14 protein-coding genes, 2 tRNA genes and 1 pseudogene are annotated in these 18451 nt (G+C 63.5%); 14 read left to right on the top strand and 3 right to left on the bottom strand.

The genetic code is table 11. The features are described 5' to 3' along the window. The first annotated feature begins 13 nt into the window (after positions 1-13). The gene (gene ybgC, locus ACMDW7_RS04560; protein ID WP_377305184.1) at positions 14-472 is read left to right on the top strand and encodes a tol-pal system-associated acyl-CoA thioesterase; all 459 of its coding nucleotides are present in this window, start codon (positions 14-16) and stop codon (positions 470-472) included. On the opposite strand, the gene ACMDW7_RS04555 is transcribed toward ybgC, so the two are convergent. Continuing rightward, complete coding sequence (locus ACMDW7_RS04555; protein ID WP_377305186.1) at positions 456-1682, bottom strand: nucleotide disphospho-sugar-binding domain-containing protein; 1227 nt, start codon at positions 1680-1682, stop codon at positions 456-458. The two genes, ybgC and ACMDW7_RS04555, sit on opposite strands and share 17 nt — an antisense overlap. A gap of 127 nt (positions 1683-1809) precedes the next feature. Here ACMDW7_RS04555 and tolQ point away from each other — a divergent pair, with 127 nt between their 5' ends. From tolQ to ACMDW7_RS04505, 10 genes and pseudogenes are all read left to right on the top strand, one after another. Beyond that, positions 1810-2490 (top strand): protein TolQ, encoded by a 681-nt coding sequence (tolQ, locus tag ACMDW7_RS04550; protein ID WP_377305188.1) that lies wholly within the window; start codon positions 1810-1812, stop codon positions 2488-2490. 14 nt (positions 2491-2504) lie between these two features. After that, a complete protein-coding gene (locus ACMDW7_RS04545) occupies positions 2505-2933 on the top strand; it encodes an ExbD/TolR family protein (protein WP_414859611.1) in 429 nt (142 codons plus the stop codon). A gap of 72 nt (positions 2934-3005) precedes the next feature. Next, complete coding sequence (locus ACMDW7_RS04540; RefSeq protein WP_414859610.1) at positions 3006-3782, top strand: TonB family protein; 777 nt, start codon at positions 3006-3008, stop codon at positions 3780-3782. Positions 3783-3798: 16 nt separating this feature from the next. Next, positions 3799-5145, top strand: a complete 1347-nt coding sequence (tolB, locus tag ACMDW7_RS04535; RefSeq protein ID WP_377305191.1) for a Tol-Pal system beta propeller repeat protein TolB — start codon at positions 3799-3801, stop codon at positions 5143-5145. Between the two features lie 61 nt (positions 5146-5206). Further along, positions 5207-5746, top strand: coding sequence for a peptidoglycan-associated lipoprotein Pal (gene pal / locus ACMDW7_RS04530; protein ID WP_377305193.1), 540 nt, complete (start codon positions 5207-5209; stop codon positions 5744-5746). A gap of 2 nt (positions 5747-5748) precedes the next feature. Beyond that, the gene (locus tag ACMDW7_RS04525) at positions 5749-6546 is read left to right on the top strand and encodes a YbgF trimerization domain-containing protein (RefSeq protein ID WP_377305195.1); all 798 of its coding nucleotides are present in this window, start codon (positions 5749-5751) and stop codon (positions 6544-6546) included. A 71-nt stretch (positions 6547-6617) separates the two neighbouring features. Continuing rightward, positions 6618-7700 (top strand): YeeE/YedE family protein, encoded by a 1083-nt coding sequence (locus ACMDW7_RS04520; protein ID WP_377305197.1) that lies wholly within the window; start codon positions 6618-6620, stop codon positions 7698-7700. 102 nt (positions 7701-7802) lie between these two features. Beyond that, positions 7803-7878: transfer RNA gene (locus tag ACMDW7_RS04515), tRNA-Lys, on the top strand. 51 nt (positions 7879-7929) lie between these two features. Next, positions 7930-8005 (top strand) — tRNA-Lys (locus tag ACMDW7_RS04510). Positions 8006-8141: 136 nt separating this feature from the next. Then, positions 8142-9038: pseudogene (locus tag ACMDW7_RS04505) on the top strand (exodeoxyribonuclease V subunit gamma); the annotation flags it as partial. A gap of 192 nt (positions 9039-9230) precedes the next feature. Here ACMDW7_RS04505 and ACMDW7_RS04500 read toward each other — a convergent pair. Next, on the bottom strand, positions 9231-9587 hold the full coding sequence (locus ACMDW7_RS04500; RefSeq protein ID WP_377306184.1) for a hypothetical protein: 357 nt from the start codon (positions 9585-9587) through the stop codon (positions 9231-9233). A gap of 270 nt (positions 9588-9857) precedes the next feature. On the opposite strand from ACMDW7_RS04500, the gene ACMDW7_RS04495 reads away from it, so the two are divergent. The 3 genes from ACMDW7_RS04495 to recD are packed head-to-tail and all read left to right on the top strand — an operon-like array spanning position 9858 to position 17007. Then, a complete protein-coding gene (locus ACMDW7_RS04495) occupies positions 9858-11486 on the top strand; it encodes a hypothetical protein (RefSeq protein WP_377306136.1) in 1629 nt (542 codons plus the stop codon). Further along, the gene (recB, locus tag ACMDW7_RS04490; RefSeq protein ID WP_377305199.1) at positions 11483-15130 is read left to right on the top strand and encodes an exodeoxyribonuclease V subunit beta; all 3648 of its coding nucleotides are present in this window, start codon (positions 11483-11485) and stop codon (positions 15128-15130) included. The genes ACMDW7_RS04495 and recB overlap by 4 nt, the downstream gene beginning before the upstream one ends. Beyond that, positions 15019-17007: an exodeoxyribonuclease V subunit alpha gene (recD, locus tag ACMDW7_RS04485; RefSeq protein ID WP_414859609.1), complete on the top strand. Its 1989-nt coding sequence runs from the start codon at positions 15019-15021 to the stop codon at positions 17005-17007. Before recB ends, recD begins: the two co-directional genes overlap by 112 nt. Here the strand turns inward: recD and ACMDW7_RS04480 are convergent. Beyond that, a complete protein-coding gene (locus tag ACMDW7_RS04480) occupies positions 16976-18289 on the bottom strand; it encodes a glycerate kinase (RefSeq protein ID WP_377305203.1) in 1314 nt (437 codons plus the stop codon). The genes recD and ACMDW7_RS04480 overlap by 32 nt on opposite strands. Positions 18290-18451 lie beyond the last annotated feature (162 nt).

Genomic DNA, 18451 nt, shown 5'->3' with positions numbered 1-18451 from the left:
ACGCGCGAACACGATGCACAATGCGCCGATGTACACGCTCAGCACAGTTGCGCCGGCCGCCGCCGCATGCCATCGAATCCGCGTCTACTTTGAGGATACCGATGCAGCCGGCATCGTCTACTACGCCAACTACCTGAAATTCATGGAACGCGCGCGCACCGAATGGCTGCGCGATCTCGGTCTGCCGCATGCGGACCTTGTCCATGAACAGTTTGGCGTATTTGTTGTGCTTGGCGTCACTGCGAACTATCTGGCGCCCGCTCGGCTAGAGGACCTGCTCGATGTGCGCACTGCCATCCATGAAATGGGTCGAGCCAGCCTCACCCTCGATCAATGGGTGGTGAAGGGTGACCAGTGCCTCGTCACGAGTCAGATCCGTCTGGGCTATGTGGATACACGCACGCTTAAGCCCAAGCGTATCCCGCAGATGCTTGTTGAGCGGCTGGCGCCCAGAGTCAGTGCACGCGATTGACCTGGCGGTTCAGCACGGATTCGATGTACTGAACAAGCCAGGCATCAATCGATTCTGGCGGCGCCACGCAGGCCGATCGCTGATCCTGAACAAACCTGGCCACCCGCTCTGCGAACACCGCATGCTCTCGCCGCAGATGATCGATCGCCGCGTTGAGTTCCTCGGTAGAACTGCGCGGGCGGACCACCATGCCGAGCCCCAACGACGCCAGTCGAGCCCCTGTGATGTACTGCTCCGCCTGGGTGGGCACAACCAGCACCGGACAACCCGCCGCCAAGGCCTGCAGCGTTGCGCCCTGGCCGCCATGAGTCACTGCAAATCGCGCCCTCGCAAATGCTCCCGGGAGATCCGCGATCCAGTCGACGATCCGAACAGTGGACCCAGCCAGCATTTGGCGCACGTCCACACCCAGGTCAGGCACGGCTGCCTGAGTGCTCACCTTGGCTTGCGCGAGCGCCGCGAGGACCGGCAGCGCCGCTCCAGAAGGATCCCATCGCAGGTACGCGACCGCCTCAGGCGCCAAGCCGGGATCCAGCGCTGCTGAGGCAGTCACCGATGCGTTGGAATCAAACGGGCCGAGATAGTGTGCGCCGCGCCGGAATTCAGCGTAGGGATCAAGCGCTGGCCAAGTGGTCAGCAGGGCGGTGGTCGCTGCGTACAGCTCGCCCATGGACCCCAAGACTGTGCACCCGTGCGCCGCAAGTACGGAATTGCAGGCCAGCAGGGCTCGGTATTCCGCCGCAAGTAGCCGGTCTGCTGGAACGGGGGCCCAATGCCGGAATGCGGGCCAAGGCGCCCATGCCGGCGCGATGCAGAACCCGCCCCCCAGCGACACCGAGGGCAATCCCGTACACCTCGCTGCCAGCAATGCGGTGGGGGCGAAGTCCTCGATCATCAGATCGGGAGCAAGTTGCTGCTGCACACGTAACCAGACCGCCAGCGACTCGCTGAGTACCGCGGAATCAAGAAACCCGGCAGCTTCGATGCACTCGGCAAAGTTGCCAGGGTCGGCAATTGTTGGCGCGACGCGAGGCGAGCGTACGGCCACGGTCATGTAGCGGTGAGGTGCCCTGGCGCGAGTCGTCTGCTCCTCATGGAGAGCGAACACGACCTCATGGCCCCGGGCAGAGAGCAAGTCGGCGACCCTGAGTGAAACCGCCTCATGACCGGAGCCGGCACCCAGCTCCCAAGCCACCATGATGCGTGCCATGCGCTTCTCCGGAGGTTGAACCGCACTGAACCTCGCGCTCTTGTGTCGGTCTGTAAGCACAGGCTTTGTAACATCGCCTTGTGCCTCACCAAAGGTCTCCCTCCCCCTCAGCCCACTGACGCACCACATGCTCACCACAGCGGATCTCTCCGTTCTCACCCTCATCGCCCAAGCCAGTCTCGTCGTGCAGATCGTGATGGCGGGGCTGGTACTGGCCTCGCTCGTGTCCTGGTACACGATCTTTCGCAAGCACTTCAGCTTGTCTTCCGCGCTGTCGGCAACCCGGCGCTTCGAACACGAGTTCTGGAGTGGCGGTGACCTGGCTGCTCTTCTGCAGCGAGCTCAACAGCGCAAAGGCCGTGACGGTGGGCCGCTGGAGAGAATTTTCGAGGCTGGCCTGCACGAGTTCATGAAGGTGCGCACCAGCCGCCCGGGTGACCCGGGCAGCCAGCTTGATGGTGCGCGGCGGGCAATGCGAGCCACCTACCAGCGGGAAATGGACTCGCTCGAGCGCAAGCTTCCGTTGCTCGCTTCAGTCGGGTCCGTGTCGCCTTATGTGGGGCTGTTCGGGACCGTCTGGGGCATCATGAACGCATTCCGCGGCCTGGCAAACGTTCAACAGGCCACACTCGCGCACGTTGCGCCGGGTATTGCCGAGGCGCTGATCGCCACAGCGATCGGTCTGTTTGCTGCGATCCCGGCCACGGTGGCCTACAACCGCTTCGTGGCCGATTCGGACCGCCTTGCGAACCGGTTCGAGACATTCATGGATGAGTTTTCCAACATCCTTCAACGTCAGGCCCGCTGATCGGGATCACCAGCATGAGTGACTGGCGTGTTCGTCGCGCGAAGCGATTCAAGGCAGAGATCAACGTCGTTCCGTACATCGACGTGATGCTGGTGCTGCTGATTATCTTCATGGTGTCGGCGCCACTGATTGCACCCTCCGTCGTCAATCTGCCCTCGGTCGGCAGTCGAACCACGCAACCCGCCGAGCGACCGGTCGAGCTGGTCATCGACAAGTCTGGTGCGATCATCGAAGCGGTTGACCGCGAGACGTCGAAACCGCTGGGCTCCACACGCATTGAAGAGATCGCAAGTCGCGTCCTGTCTCTTCAGTCAAAGACCGAGAAGCCGGTCGTGATCTCGGCGGACAAGGACGTGCGCTACGAAGCCGTGCTCAAGGTCATGGATGAGTTGCAACGCAAGGGTGTGAAGCGCGTGGGTCTCTCCGTCAAGCCGGCGAGCTGATTTCGCATGCCTCTCGAAGCGCCCACCGCCACTGCACGGGTCGATCTGGATCGCTTGGCCGCCATAGCAGCCATGACTGCACCGACGCGCCGGGTTCCTCCCCCACCCGGCGGCTGGCAGTCGTGGAGCCTTTCGCTTGCAGCCCACGGTGCGCTGATCGCAGCGCTGTTCTTCAGTGTCCGCTGGCAGTCCGCGCATGTCGAGGCGATCGAGGCTGAGCTTTGGAGCCCGGCGCCGCAACTTGCTGCCCCGCCCGCGCCGCCGCCACCTCCGCCTGTGGCCGCACAGGCGCCGCGGCCCGAGCCAAAGATTGACGAGGCGGCCGTCCAAGCCGAGATCGCCCTGCGCAAGGCGCGCGAACTCGAGGAGCGAAAGCGCAGCGAACGTGAACGGCTGGAGCGTGAACGGCGTGACCGGGAGACGGCCCAGAAACTGGAACGCGAAAAGCAGGCGAAGGCAAAGGCCGATGCAGCTGCGGCGGAGCAGAGACAGCTGGACAACATGCGACGTCTGCAGGCACAGGCCACGCAGCATCTGGGTGCTGGGAGCTCCAATGCCACATCAAGTCCACGCGGAGACCCGACGTTCAATGCAAAGGTGGTCGCTTGTGTACGGCCCAATGTGAGCTTTCCAATCGGGCTGGTGCGGGGGAACGCTCCGAGCGAATTCCTTGTCGAACGCCTTCCGGACGGCAGCATTGGCAAAGTGACGGTTCGTCGTTCGGGCGGGAATACTGCCTTCGACGAAGCAGTCGTACGAGGGATTCGAGCATGCAATCCGTTTCCGCAGCCGCCCGGCGGCGCGCGGGAATTCACTATCAGTTACCGCCCCGAAGACGCAGGCGGTTGACGTCAAAATGGCGCTCATGCACTCTCCGAAGCAGATTGACCAACAAGAATTTGCCCTGATGACGCTCGTGTTGCGCCGCCTCAGTACCCTGTTTCGCATGGCTTGCGCGCTGTTGCCGGCACTCCTAGGCGCCGGCCATGCGCATGCGCAGTTGCGTGTCGAGATTTCCGGAGTTGGCTCGCAGCAGTTTCCGATTGCGGTGGTTGCTTTCTCCGGAGAGACACTGCCGCAGGACGTTGCCGCGATCATCCGGGCAAATCTGGCGCGCAGTGGGATGTTCCGACTCATGGACACCGGCGCAACAGCTTTGCCAGACAACGCGACGCCCAATTTCGCTGATTGGCGTGCCCGAGGCGCCGACGCGTTGGTGATCGGGCAGGTGCAACGCCTTGCGAGCGGAGCGTTCGACATTCGGTTCCGGCTCTTCGACGTAATCAAACAGCAGCAACTCGACGCCGGGGCGTACACCGCGCAGCTGAACATGCTGCGGTTCACCTCCCATCAGATCTCAGACCGAATTTATGAACGCATCACCGGTGAGAAAGGCGTGTTCGCCACTCGGATCGCGTACGTCGTCAAGCTGAGCAAAGAGTCCTACGAGCTCCAGGTCTCTGATGCCGACGGACAGAATGCCCAGACTGCGCTCCGATCGAGAGAACCGATCATTTCCCCCACGTGGTCCCCGGATGGCCTGCGCCTTGCCTATGTTTCTTTCGAAGACAAGAAGCCCGTCGTGTTCGTGCATGAAGTCGAAACCGGGCGCCGAACACGCGTTGCGAGCTTCAGAGGTTCAAACAGTGCGCCCGCCTTCTCTCCGGACGGTCGAACCCTTGCCGTGGTCCTCACACGAGACGGGTTCTCGCAAATCTTCACGATGCCTGCCAGCGGCGGCGAGCCCACGCGCCTGACGCGCTCGAGTGCAATCGACACCGAGCCGACCTACGCCGCGGACGGCAACATCTACTTCACCAGCGACCGCGCCGGTGGCCCCCAGATCTATCGCATGCCCTCTGCAGGCGGGGAGGCAACGCGCGTGACTTTCCGAGGGGACTACAACATCAGCCCGACTGTGTCTCCAGACGGCAAGACGCTCGGCTTTGTGAGCAGGCGCGCCGGGCGCTTTCAGGTGTTTGCCCTAGACCTTGCCTCGGGTACGGAACTTCAGCTGACAGAGACAGTCAGGGATGAGTCTCCGAGCTTTGCTCCGAATGGCAAGGTTCTGATCTACGCGACTGAAGTGCGCGGCAGAGGCGCTCTGGCAACGGTGAGCAGCGACGGCCGAGTACGACAGATCCTGACGACTCAGGCCGGAGACATCCGAGAACCCGCGTGGAGCCCATGGCCTCGCGGCACACAGCCGTGAGGTTCTGCGGGGCCCCGCACTCCGTACTAACCTACAAGCACAAACCCGAAGAGGAACTGCCATGATCCGCCTGCTCGCTGCTGCCTCCTTTGCTGCGCTGCTGACTGCCTGCGCATCCAACGTGCCGTTGGATAACAAGCCCGCCACACCGGTCGAGAACAAAAGCGTGCCGGCCCCTGGAAGCACTACGCCATCCGCCCAACCTGGCGCGACCGGCGCGATGCCCACCGTCGATGCTCGCCGCAACGACGCTGCGCCCACAGCCGGTGCCCCTCAGGCGCGCTCCGTGTTCTTCGACTTCGACAGCTTCACGCTGCGCGACGAGGCCAAGCCGATCATTGAAGCCCATGCGCGCTTCCTGACGGCCAACCCCAATACGCGCGTCGTGCTCGAAGGCAATACCGACGAACGGGGCGGCCGCGAATACAACCTCGCCCTCGGCCAGAAACGCTCCGAAGCGGTCAAGCGCGCGTTGACGCTCCTGGGCGTTCGTGAGAGTCAGCTTGAAGCCGTGAGCTTTGGTGAAGAGAAGCCTCGCGCAACAGGTAGCGATGAAGCGGCTTGGGCCGAGAATCGCCGCGTCGATATCGCCTACCGGTGATGATGTCGTCGAACGCCGTGCATAAATGGTCGGTAGCCACGCTGGCAGCGTGGCTGCTTCTCGCAGCCAGCTCGGCACCGGCATTTGCCGGCATTCTCGAAGATGACGAAGCTCGCAAGGCCATTCTCGACCTGCGCAAGGAAGTTCGAGATGGCAGAGAGCAGCTGAATCGAGAGTTGCGCGAAGCGAATGCGCGGCTCGACACGGCACAGCGAAGCCAATTGGAACTCGTCAATACGATCGAACGACTTCGCGAGGAAGCAGCCAAGCTGCGCGGACAGGTCGAAGTGCTGAGCAACGAGCTTGCCGGCCAGCAGAAGCGCAGCCGTGAGCTGTATGGAGACCTTGACGCGCGGGTGAAGTCGCTGGAGCCACGGAAGGCTAGTGTCGATGGGCGTCAAGGCGCTGTGGAACGAAGCGAAGAGCAAGCGTTCAACAGCGCTCTGGAGCTGTTTCGCAGTGGGGACATGCGAGGCACGATCGCTAGCCTGACAACATTCCAGAAGATGTATCCGCAAAGCATCCTGGGGCCCAGTTCGCAGTTCTGGATTGGCGCCGCGCAGTACGGCATCAAGGACTACAAGGCGTCCATCGCCACATTGACGAAGTTCATCGAGAGCAACCCAGACAGCCCGCGCCTGGCCGATGCGTGGCTCACGATCGGAAACGCGCAGCTGGACAGCGGAGACCGGCGCGCCGCCAATCGAACCTTTGGCAAGGTCGTCACCGACTTTCCTGGCACGCCCGCCGCGGAGACCGCCCGCGAGCGCGTTGCAGCAACGACCCCGTCCAAGCGATAAGCCTGGAAGCGAGGGCTTCGCGCCCAGACTCTAAACTGCGAGGTTGTCTCAGCTTTCGGCACAAGAACGCCATGGCCTTCGCAGATATCCAGTCCATTCAACAAACCGTCGTTTGGTCGGGGCTTGGCCTCGGCACGTTGCTGGGCGCCACCATGCAGCGCAGTCACTTCTGCACCATGGGGGCCATTGCGGACGTCGTGAATTTCGGCGACTGGTCGCGCGCCAAGATGTGGGTCACGGCAGTGGCAATTGCCATGATGGGCTTGGCTGCCATGACATTGGCTGGCTGGATTCAACCCGCGCAATCGATTTACGCCGGAGATCGCTTTCTTTGGCTCTCGGCTTCAGTGGGCGGCTTGTGCTTCGGATTCGGCATGGTGCTGGCGGGTGGCTGCGGCAGCAGAACGCTGGTGAAGCTCGGGAGCGGGAGCCTCAAAGCGGTGGTCGTCTTTGTTGTGCTGGGCCTGGTTGCCTACATGACCTTGCGCGGTGTGTTGGGTGTCATGCGCGTGAACACCCTTGAACGAATTGCCCTTCCGGTCAGCAACCATTCGCTCTTGGTCTCGGTGAGTGCTTGGGTCGGTGTCGCGGTCAGCCTCATGCTGCTGCTTGCCGTGGTCGCCACGCGGCAAGGGCGAAGTACAAGCGCCTTGCTCGGCGGTGCACTGGTCGGATTAATCGCAGCGGCGGCCTGGTTCGTCAGCGGCAAACTGGGCTACGTTCCCGCAGATCTGTCCGAGACGCTCGAGGAGGCCTACGTCGGAACGAATTCTGGTCGGGTTGAAGCGCTGAGCTTCGTGGCACCTATTGCCTACTTTCAGGACCTGCTGATTCTTTGGAGCGACAAATCGCGCGTCGCGACCTTCGGAGTGACGACCGTGATCGGGGTTGTGTTTGGAGCGATGGCTTCCGCACTTGCCGGGGGCAGCTTCCGCTGGGAAGGCTTCGCAAGCACGGAAGACGTCGCAAACCATCTCGTTGGCGCTGCGCTGATGGGGTTCGGTGGCGTCGTCGCTGGTGGGTGCACCGTGGGTCAAGGCATCAGCGGACTCAGCGCGCTGAGTCTGACTGCAATGGTCGCGACTTGTGCGATCGTGGCCGGGGCTTGGCTCGCCATCAAGTACCAGGAGCGCCGGATCGAGGCGATGGTCTGAACCGCGCAGAGCCCGTCACTGCCCCAACTTGAGCACTTGCTTGAACGGAGCGTTTTGACGGCCTCGTCACTTCATGCAATAATTCTGTGCTTTGCCGACGTCGGGTCGTTAGCTCAGTCGGTAGAGCAGCGGACTTTTAATCCGTTGGTCGCAGGTTCGAATCCTGCACGACCCACCACCTAAAGTCAGCACCGCGGTCTGGTTCCAGACGCGTTCAATGCGAGTTTCAGGGCTCTTAGCTCAGTTGGTAGAGCAGCGGACTCTTAATCCGTTGGTCGTAGGTTCGAATCCTACAGGGCCCACCACCTCCCCTGCACAGGCTCCAGTAGACGCCCTTGCAACGCTCAGCGGAACGCGGCGAAGCGAGCGGATGACACCGTGCGCACTTCGCCGCGCAACGGCACATCACGCTGCATACTCAGCGCTCCCCGTCGAACGCCCATGCTGAGTCTGCGCTTCTCAAATCGCTACGAACGCCTAGCGGACCAGCTTGTCACCGAGCTGGTCGCGCAACGGAGTTCGCCCTTCGATGCGCCACTCGTCATCGTCCCCAGTCTGGCACTGCAGCAGGACATCACGCGCCGTGTAGCGGACCGCATCGGAGTCGCCGCACATCTGCGCTTCTCCTTGCCCGGCAGTTGGCTGTGGTCGTTGTTGCCAGTGCTTGTGCCCACCCGGGCGAAGCGGCCGCCCTTCGAAAGAGATGAACTGGGCTGGCGCTGTTTCAAGTGCCTGAGTGACCCCAAGCTCGTAGCCGCCGAGCCCGTACTCGATCGGTATCTGGAAGGCGCTGACGAATTGCAGCGCCTTGAGCTCGCGAACTCTGCGGCGCATCTGATGCGCAGCTATGCAAACTGGCGCCCGGAATGGCTGTCAGCATGGCAGGACGGCGCCAGCGTTCCGAGCTTGGCAGATTCCCCGCATGAGCGCTGGCAGGCGCGGCTCTGGCGCGCCGTGAGCGAGGACCTTGGCATCGGCAAAGTCCATCCAATGGCGCTGTTCCGCAAAGCGTTGCAGCTGCTCCCAGCAGGCGATACAGCCTTGCATGATCTGCCCTCGCGCGTCCACCTCTTCTGTATCGATGAGCTCCCGCCGCTTGCCCTGGGTATGGTGGAGGCTCTTGGCCGCCACATTGAAGTTGAGTGGTACGCGCTGAACCCTTGCGAAGCGTTCTGGTTTGATACGGTCAGCCCGAGGAGACTCGCGCGCATGCAGCAGCTTGGACGCGCCGAGCATGCCGAGGTAGGTCATGCGCTGCTGGCCACAATGGCGCCGCGCTCCAGCGTGAATCTGGCACGACTGCTTGAGCTCGACCCGGCTTTCACCACACAACACTTCGAGACTGTCGAGCCCCATCAAGCAACCGTGCTTTCTGCGTTGCAAGCATCGATCCTGCACTTGATTGAGCCGCCGCCGGGTGCATGGCGCGATCTTGTGCGCGCTGCGTGTATCGAGGTCCATGCCTGCCACTCGCTCACTCGCGAGCTCGAAGTGCTGCATGACCGCCTGCTGAGTCAGTTCACCGAGTCATCAGAACTGCGCCCCGGCGATGTGCTTGTGCTTGTGCCAGACATCGAAGAAGCAGCTCCCTTGGTCGACGCAGTGTTCGGAACGCGTCGGGAGTCCGGCAACCTGCCCTACCGAATCACAGGCCGCAGTGTGCTTGAAGACGACGCCGGTTTGCGATGTCTGTTGCTTGCGCTCGCAGAGAACGGCGCGGACTGGAGAATCGGCAAAGCGCTCGAACTGCTGGCCGAGCCGATCGTGCAGGCCCGGTTCGGCTTGGACGAAGATGATCTCCGTCAACTGCACCGCTGGATAGACGAGTCGGGATCCCGTCGCGGGTTGGACCGCTTGGACGAAGCGTCTGCAATAGAAGGTGCACATTCATCACTGCTCAGCGGTCTGGAGCGTCTGGTGCTCGGATTTGCGCTGCCTGACGGGAGTACTGCACCCTTGGGCTCGATTGCGCCGATCTCGGCGGCCGAGGGCAGCGACGTGGACATTCTCGCCGCTTGGAGCAGCTTCCTTGAGGTGCTTCAGCAGCTGGCGGCACTGTCTAGTCGAGCGTTCCGCGCCGCCCAATGGCAGACGCAGCTGATCGCCATCGCCGGCAAGCTCGTGTCGAACGTGGGCCGCTTCACTGCAGACTGGCTCTTGCTGCAATCCACACTCGCGGAGACCTGCGACAAGCTGGCGAGCATTCTGGGCGACCAGCCGCTGGGCCTGCCCATCTTGCGTCACGCATTGAACGAGGCGCTGGAAGGCCGTGCGGCCGCGGCCACCCCGGGCGGCAGCATCACGTTCGCCGGTTTCGATGCACTGCATCCACTCCCGTACAAGATTGTCGCTGCTCTGGGCTTGAACGATGGAGCAGTACCGCCGCGCTCCCGCGCGATCGAACACGATCTGCTTAGAGTCGCACCGCGCGAGGGCGACCCCTCAACGACTGATTCTGCGCGTGAACGGTTTCTCGGTCTGATTCTGTCAGCGCGCGACCAGCTACATCTGAGCTACACGGGCCGCAGCATCAAGGACAACAGCGCCTTGCTACCGTCCCCCCTGATCACTGAGCTGCTCGACTGGATCACGCCGAGGTTGGCCGCTGAACCATTCGGGCCTACCGAGCTCGCGGCAGCGCGTAACGCTGTCTTCGTTGAGCAGCCACTGCAGCCATTTTCCGCAACACTGTTCGATCCCGAAGCCGATGCCAGACGGCGCAGCCATGAAGTGCAGTGGATGCCCCAGACGAGTTCCCCGCCGCAAGTCCCCCTCGCAGACTCATTACTGGCGGCCGACTCGGCTGACGATGTCGATGACGAGGCCGAAGAACCGGATGGCGACCAACTCACTGGATTGCCCTTTTTCACGTCACCATTACCCACGCCCGAGCTGCCGGGAGCGATCTCTCTGGACGCATTGGCAAGCTTCATCTCTCACCCTGCCCGGTACGTTCTGCAGCGTCGGCTCGAACTCGACACCTGGCTGAGCGACGAGCTTCCCAGGCACGACGAGCCAGACGCTGTGCTAGCCGCGCGCGACCGGCATCTGGCCCACTTTGCGGTCGAGAGTCTGCTCGCTGGCGACTCCCTGCCGTCCGTCGAACAGGCGCTGCGCCATCACCCGCGTATGCCCTTCGGGTCCCAGGCGGTGCATGCTGCCCGCAAGCTCGTCACGGATCATCGTGCGCTTGCTGAGGGAATCAAGGCGATGCAAGCCAGCACGCTTGACGACATTGAGGTGGACTTGCTGCTGCCCACTTCACTTGGGCCGATCAAACTTCAAGGGCGGCTGCGCGGACTGGTACGGGCGCCTGCCTTTGATGCGGGGCTGCTTGATTGGCGTGGAAGTGAGCCACGTGCGAGCGAGACGCTGCGGTTCTGGGTGCAGCACCTGGCGCTGTGCGCTGCGCTGCCAGCCCCCAAAGGTGCTGCCGCTGCGGTTCGATCCAGACTGCTTCACGCTCATGGCGTGCTTGAATTCGTCGACTGCACCTCTGCAACGGAGCAGCTTTGCGACCTCGCGGAGTGTTTCATCCAGGGTCAGTCCGAACCGCTGAAGTTCTTCCCGAAGACGTCTTGGATTTCGGCTGAAGAACTGCCGTCAGAGAAGATTCTCCAATGCTGGGAAGGGCGTGACGGACGGCCCGGCGAACGCGACGACCCTTCCATCGCACTCGCATTTCGTGGTCGAGCGGATTGTCTTGATGACGAATTCGATGCGCTCGCCAAGCGCATCTTGAGACCGCTGCTTGATCATTTGCGCACCTCTGGGGACGTGCAGTGAACGGCGAACTGGATCCGGTCAACTGCGAGCTCAGCGGTGTGAGTCTGGTCGAAGCCTCGGCGGGCACCGGAAAGACGTGGAACATTTGCGGTCTCTACGCACGTCTGCTGCTCGAGCGATCCCTGACGGTCGAGCAAATCCTAGTCGTCACATTCACACAGGCTGCCACCGCGGAGCTGCGAGACCGAATTCGCAATCGACTTCAAGCCCTTCGCAGCGCGGTGCATGCGCCTGAGGCAGCCGACCCCCTGTCGGTCGCACTACTCGACCGGCTGCGCATCAAGCAAGGACGAACCGAAGAGCAACTCCATCACGCACTTGACCGGGCGCTGCTCGAGTTTGACAACGCGAGCATCACCACAATCCACGGCTTCTGTCAGCGCGCGCTGGGCGACGTACCCTTGTCGATGGGCGAGCCATTGGTGCAGGACCTGACGGAGTCCGACGAAGAACTCGTCGATGAAGTGGCTTGGGCCATGTGGCGCGAGCGGATAGCGCCAACCCCGCCTGATGCGGCGCTGGCCCGCTGGGTGTGGCAGGAGGGGCTCACCGCTGACGATGTGGCGAGCGCCCTGCGATTGCACGAGTCCAAGCCGGCATCGATGGTGCGCTGGCCGGACGTGCGTTTACCGACAGAACCCGGCAACTGGTCGAATCTAGTCGCACGCGCTCAGTCCGTCTGGAATGCCGATCAGCTTACGGCCCTGCTCACACAAGCGTCAGCGGCTGACCACCTCAACCGCACCCGCATCAAGCCCGAACATCTACCCGACCGGCTGAGCCGCGCCGTTCGGGACTGGCACTCGCTGCTTGCAGAACATACCGCGCCTGCGCGGCACCCGCAGGACGGTGAGTTGCGGCTCTTCAGCAGGGCGTACCTCGATGCCTCCTGCAAGAAGTCTGCACCGCGAATAACGCATCCCTTTCTGGATGCCGCACAGGCGCTGCTTGATGAGTTGGAGCAGCGTAGCGCCGACGGGCGCGCTGCCTGGCTGAGAGCCTTGCAGCAGATGCTTGCTGAGGGCCATACCCGGCTGCGTGCGCTCAAGCATGTGCGCCGACTGCAGTCATTCGATGATCTGCTAGGTCGCCTGCGCGAAGCTCTACTCGGTACCCGTGGCGCGCAACTCGCACATTCGCTGCGCACGAGATTCCCTGCAGCGCTGATCGACGAGTTCCAAGACACGGACCCTGTTCAGTACGACATCTTCCGCAGCATCTACTCGAACACGGCGCTGCCGCTGTTTCTCGTGGGTGACCCCAAGCAGGCGATCTACAGCTTTCGCAATGCGGATCTGAACGTTTACCTGCGAGCGGCTGCGTCGGCTCAGCGCAGGCATTCGCTGATACGCAATTTCCGGTCGAGCCAAGGCTTGATTGCGGCACTGAATGCGCTTTGGGGCGGACCGAGGCAGCCATTTCTGATTGAAGGCCTGGGGTATCACCCGATCGAAGCGGCTGGTGCGCGCATCGGCACCTTGCACGACAGCTCCGGTGGGCCGACCGCGCCGCTCCAGCTGCGCCGCTGGGCGCCACCCCAGGAAGGGCAGCCCGGCGGGAAGTCCGTAGCCAAGGCGCAGGTGTGCCGCGATGTCGCCACCGAGATCGTCCGCCTGCTGGTCGCAGCAGACCGCGGCACGCTGCGCATCGATGACCGTCCCGTTGCACCCGCAGACATCGCGGTGCTTGTGCGGACCCGGGCTCAGGGTCAGATGATCAAGCTCGCGCTGGCGCAAGCCGGGGTGGGCAGCGTCGAACTGGCGCGCGAGAGTGTGTTCGGCAGCGCCTTGGCGCGCGACCTCGCGCAGGTGCTGCGCGGGATCATCGAGCCGGGCGATCTGACTCGCGTACGCACTGCGCTGGCTACCCGACTGATCGGTCTGGATGCCACGGCACTATTTGCCCTCGCGGAGAGCGCGGATGGGCTGCTGAGCTGGAGTGCACAGTTTCGGCAATGGCAGAACCTCTGGCGCCAGCGTGGCGTCGGTGCCATGCTGCGCGAACTCGGCGCGCAGACGCGGGTGGCGCCGAGACTGATGAGCACCAGCGATGGCGACCGGCAGCTCACCAACCTGCGCCACTTGATCGATCTGCTGGCCCAGCAGGCGGCGAGAGGACTGACGCCAGCTGCGCTGCTGCGCTGGTTCCTGCGCCAAGTCCACGAACCGCCAGCACTGGAAGCTGCTCAGCTGCGGCTGGAGTCCGACGAGCATCTTGTGCAGATTGTCACGGTGCACCGGTCCAAGGGGCTGGAGTATCCGATCGTGTTCTGCCCGTTCGAGTGGGACGACAGCCGGCCGCCCGGCGCCAAGGCGCTGAGCACTCAGTGGCGGGACGACGAGGTGCACGTGATCGACTATCGGAACTCAGATGAGGGCCTGCCTCGCGCTGCAGAGAACCAACGCAAGCTGGAAGAGGCTTCCGAGCGCTTGCGGCTGAGCTACGTCGCACTCACCCGCGCGGCATTGCGTTGCTACATATACGGCGGCATCTATCGCATTGGGAACAGCACAACCACGGCTTGCAAGGCCAAAATCAACTGGCTTGTGCTGGGTGACACTCTGGACGTCCTTGCATGGACATCCAAACCGCCGTCGGTCGACGCCATCGAAGACGCCTGGACCCGCCTGGCGGAGCGCTGCGATTCGATCCACCTTAGCCGCATGGTTCCGCGTGGCGCCTTGCCTTTCTGGCCCGGGCAGTCGAAGCAGATCTCATTCGAAGCGCTGGCACCCCCCAGGCGCATTCCTGCACCCTGGCGAGTGGGCAGCTACACAGGGCTTGTGCGCAGCCGCAGCGATCACCGCGCGGTAGACCATGATCTTTTTGGCGCTGCTGCCGAGCGTGAGACGATGGGTGCAGACACCGACGGTCATGGGTTGGCAGCGAACGACATTCTGCGCTTTGCCCGTGGCGCGGCGGCTGGTGTCTGCATCCACCGTGCGCTTGAATTGGCCGACTTCACAGACCGCAGCACCTGGCCTGAGGCCATTGCGCAAGCCTTGCGAGAAACCGGAGAGCCCGCGCCGCTCGCACAGGAACAGCTTCTGGCCATGCTGGATGCCGTCACGTGTGTCGAGCTGCTGCCGGGGCTGCGCCTCGATCGGATCGAGCCGCAGCGGCGCCTCAATGAACTGGAGTTCACTCTGCCCGCGCATTCCCTGAGCCCGGAAGCGGCAATCAGCTGCCTGTGGCGCCACGGCATTGAGATGCCGCAATTGGGTTTCGCCACCCTGCGTGGCTACCTCCGTGGCTTCATCGACCTGGTCTTCGAGCATGAAGGGCGGTTCTACCTGCTCGATTGGAAGTCCAATCACCTGGGAGACCGTGCGAAAGACTACGACGCGCAAGCGCTGCGCCATGCGATGGACAGCGGACTCTATTGGCTGCAGCTGCTGCTGTACAGCGTTGCCTTGCACAGATTCCTGCGCCACAGTCAGCCCGGCTATGACTACGACACCCACATGGGAGGTGCTTTGTATCTCTTTGTGCGCGGCGTACGCCCAGGCTGGTTGATGCCGGACGGCACGCCGTGCGGCGTGCAGGTGCATCGCCCGACGAGGCAACTGATCGAGGAGCTCTCCGCGCTGCTAGATATGCCTGGTGCAGCACCCGCCACTTCACCCATCGAGACCTCGGCATGATCGAGCTGAGGAGCAATGTGCTCGGCAATCCGCTGGGACAGAGCGCACGCCCGGTACCACGAGGCGGCTTTGCGGATGTCTTTGCTGATCACATCGCGCGCTGGTCGGCTCGCACTGGCGCGTCGAGCGCAGCCCAGGCCGTCGCCTCCGACGCTGCTCGACGGCTGATCCTCGCCATGGATGAAGGGCATGTCTGCCTGGTCGATCCAAAGCTTGCAGACCCATCGACGCTAAAGCACCTGCTCGACTCCGGTATGGTCGCGATGCATGCGGACCCGGGTAACCGACCGATGCTGCTGGACGCAGCCGGGCGCCTGTATCTGCACCGCATGATGGACCATGAGCAGGCCCTGGCCCGAGCGCTTGATGCAATGGCCGCCACACCGCTGATCAAGGCTGAACCGGCGGCAGTGATTGCGCTGCGCGAACGCTTTGCACACGTTCCAGCCGGCAATCTCGACGGTCAGCAGTTGGCCTGTGCCAGTGCGCTGTGCTCCCGCCTGCTCGTGCTCAGCGGCGGGCCGGGCACCGGCAAGACGACGACGGTAGTCAACCTGCTCGCCGTGCTGCTGGCCCAGACACCCACCTTGCGCACTGCACTTTGCGCACCAACCGGCAAGGCTGCGGCCCGATTGGTCGAGTCGCTTCGCGCTCGTGCCGAATACTTACCCGCAGCACTGCGCGAACACCTGCCGCAAGCTGCGGCGACAGTGCATCGGCTGCTCGGTTACCAGGCGCACGATCGGCGGTTCCGGCACCACGCGGGCAATCCCCTCGAATGCGACCTGCTGGTGGTCGATGAAGCGTCAATGCTCGACCTCGCTCTGGCCCGACGCCTGGTCGAAGCCTTGCCCGCCCGGGCGCGTCTGGTCCTGCTCGGCGACAAGGATCAACTTGCTTCCGTGGAAGCCGGCGCGGTGTTCAGTCAGCTCAGCCAGCAGCGCACGTTGGGTGCCGAGCAGCGGACACGACTGGCGGCCCTGTGCGGCATAGATCCTCGAGCGCTGGACGACGTCGCTCTTGGCGACGAAGATGCATTGTCGGCCCATGTTTGCTGGTTGACGGAGAACTATCGCTTCCGCGAGCAGCCCGCCATTGCCTCGCTGGCCAATGCCGTCCGGGACGGGCGGGCTGATGCGGCCCTCGCAATCCTTGAAGACCATGCACAGGCCGCAGTCCAACGCCTGCCCGAACCACTGCAGACTGCGCAGCTAGAAGCGACTCTGCGCGAGGGCTTTGCCGAGTACTTCAAGCTGCTAGCCGCGGGCAGCCGTGATGCTCGCGCGCTGTTGGCCGCTCTCGGCCGGTTTCGCGTGCTTTGCGCGCAGCGCCACGGGAGCACAGGGGTGATCTACCTCAACCAGCTCGCGCGGCGCCTGCTCGCCCAGAGCCAGAACATCCCCGTACCCACCGAGGCGGCGGAACCGCTTGTCGGCGAGCCCGTCATGCTGCAAGCCAACGACTATGCGCTCGAACTGTTCAATGGCGACGTGGGGGTGCTGCTGCCCGACAAAGCCGGCCAGCTTCATGGCGTGTTCGAGCGCAGCGATGGCAGCCTGCTGCATGTGCCCCTGGCGCGCCTGACGCGCTCGGAGACCGCCTTCGCCATCACGGTGCACAAGTCGCAAGGCTCGGAGTTCGATGCGGTACTGGTGGTGATGCCGGAATCGCCCGGACCGCTAGCCACCCGCGAGCTGCTCTACACCGCGCTGACCCGCGCACGCCGGCGCGTGCTCGTAACCAGCACCGACGCCGTGTTCAGGCACGCCATCGCCACGCCCGCGTCACGCAGAGGTGGTCTTCCTGACAGGCTCGCTGAGGCCGCACAAGCCAGACGCGACGCGCTCAGAGCACCAACAACGCGCGAAAGTCATTGACGTTGGTGAAGGTCGGCCCGGGCGTGACGAGATGGTCGACCGACGCGAAGTAGCTGTAGGCGTCGTTGGACTCCAGGGCAGCGAGTGCGTTCTGGCCGAGGGCTCGGGCACGCGCCAATGTGTCCGGCGCGAGCCAAGCGCCAGCATTGCCTTCGGTCCCGTCAATGCCATCGGTATCTGCGGCCAACCCCCAAACGCCCGGCAGGCCATCGAGTGCTACGCCGCAGCCCAGCAGGAACTCGACCGCACGGCCGCCCCGCCCTTGCCGGTTGCGTACTGTCACGGAGGTCTCGCCGCCGCTCAGGATCACGCACGGTGCGCGAAAGGGCGTGGCCTGCGTCTTGACTGAACGCGCCAGCGCCGCATGGACTTTGCCAACTTCGCGGGCCTCGCCTTCCATGTCGTCTGACAGCACATAGGCGGCCAAGCCGGCCTCGCGCGCCACCCGTGCGGCCTCCTCCAGCGCCTCGCGAGGCGTGGCGAGCATGCGCGTGTCGGCGCGCGCGAGGCGCAGATCACCGGGCTTCACGCTCTCCCACTCGCCGCGAAGCAAGGCCTCGCGCGCGATGGGTGGAATCTCGATGCGATAGCGATCAATGATCGCCAGTGCGTCAGCGCACGTCGTTGGGTCGGCAACGGTGGGGCCGCTGGCGATTACGCTGGGATCATCACCTGGCACGTCGGAAATGAGCAGGGTCATCACCTGCGCCGGCGCACACGCTGCCGCGAGCCGACCACCCTTGATGCCCGAAAGGTGCTTTCGCACGCAGTTCATTTCACCGATCGTCGCCCCGGAACGCAGGAGCGCGCCATTGATGTTGCGCTTGTCGTCCAGCGTCAGGCCGCTTGCCGGCACGGCCAGCAGCGCGGAGCCTCCGCCCGAGATCAGGCAGATCACCAGATCATCCGCCGTCAGGCCTTTGCATAGATCGAGCGTGCGGCGGGCGGCGGCTTCACCCGCGGCATCAGGCACCGGGTGGGCAGCTTCGACGACCTCGATGCGCCCGGGCTGCGCGCGGTATGCAGGCGGCGTATGGTCATAGCGAGTGATCACTAACCCGCTGAGCGGCACATCGCTGGGCCAAGCTGCGTCCAGCGCGGCGGCCATGGCGCCACTGGCCTTGCCGGCACCCAGCACGAGCGTGCGCCCTTTAGGCGGCGGCGGCAGGTGTGCTGCAAGCACCGCAGCCGGATGCGCGCGCCGGACCGCTGTGCCGTAGAGCGTTTCAAGAAACGCAATCGGTTCGCGCTGGACACGCGCCAGATCGAAAGCGTGAGACATGGTCTTCAGGCTCGGAAAGTCCCGGCGACATGGCAATACCTTGTCGCAGAACTAGCATCCAAATTGATGCACATGGGTTTACACTTGCTTTTGTGTTAACGCTCTCATCGTACGGCGAGGCCTGATCGCCGTCTCGATCACCTTGTTGGAACCCGAGTTGCG

Source organism: Piscinibacterium candidicorallinum, from assembly GCF_047549485.1.
GTDB lineage: Bacteria > Pseudomonadota > Gammaproteobacteria > Burkholderiales > Burkholderiaceae_C > Piscinibacterium > Piscinibacterium candidicorallinum.
This window is presented reverse-complemented; position numbering and strand designations above follow the sequence as displayed.

Bases quoted from the DNA above. Each gene is read 5' to 3' on its own strand.
- ACMDW7_RS04525 (WP_377305195.1), top strand. From the start codon at position 5,749: ATGTCGTCGAACGCCGTGCATAAATGGTCGGTAGCCACGCTGGCAGCG.
- ACMDW7_RS04500 (WP_377306184.1), bottom strand. From the start codon at position 9,587: ATGTGCACCTTCTATTGCAGACGCTTCGTCCAAGCGGTCCAACCCGCG.
- pal (WP_377305193.1), top strand. From the start codon at position 5,207: ATGATCCGCCTGCTCGCTGCTGCCTCCTTTGCTGCGCTGCTGACTGCC.
- ACMDW7_RS04555 (WP_377305186.1), bottom strand. From the start codon at position 1,682: ATGGCACGCATCATGGTGGCTTGGGAGCTGGGTGCCGGCTCCGGTCAT.
- ACMDW7_RS04545 (WP_414859611.1), top strand. From the start codon at position 2,505: ATGAGTGACTGGCGTGTTCGTCGCGCGAAGCGATTCAAGGCAGAGATC.
- ACMDW7_RS04520 (WP_377305197.1), top strand. From the start codon at position 6,618: ATGGCCTTCGCAGATATCCAGTCCATTCAACAAACCGTCGTTTGGTCG.
- tolQ (WP_377305188.1), top strand. From the start codon at position 1,810: ATGCTCACCACAGCGGATCTCTCCGTTCTCACCCTCATCGCCCAAGCC.
- tolB (WP_377305191.1), top strand. From the start codon at position 3,799: ATGCACTCTCCGAAGCAGATTGACCAACAAGAATTTGCCCTGATGACG.
- ACMDW7_RS04540 (WP_414859610.1), top strand. From the start codon at position 3,006: ATGACTGCACCGACGCGCCGGGTTCCTCCCCCACCCGGCGGCTGGCAG.
- ybgC (WP_377305184.1), top strand. From the start codon at position 14: ATGCACAATGCGCCGATGTACACGCTCAGCACAGTTGCGCCGGCCGCC.
- ACMDW7_RS04480 (WP_377305203.1), bottom strand. From the start codon at position 18,289: ATGTCTCACGCTTTCGATCTGGCGCGTGTCCAGCGCGAACCGATTGCG.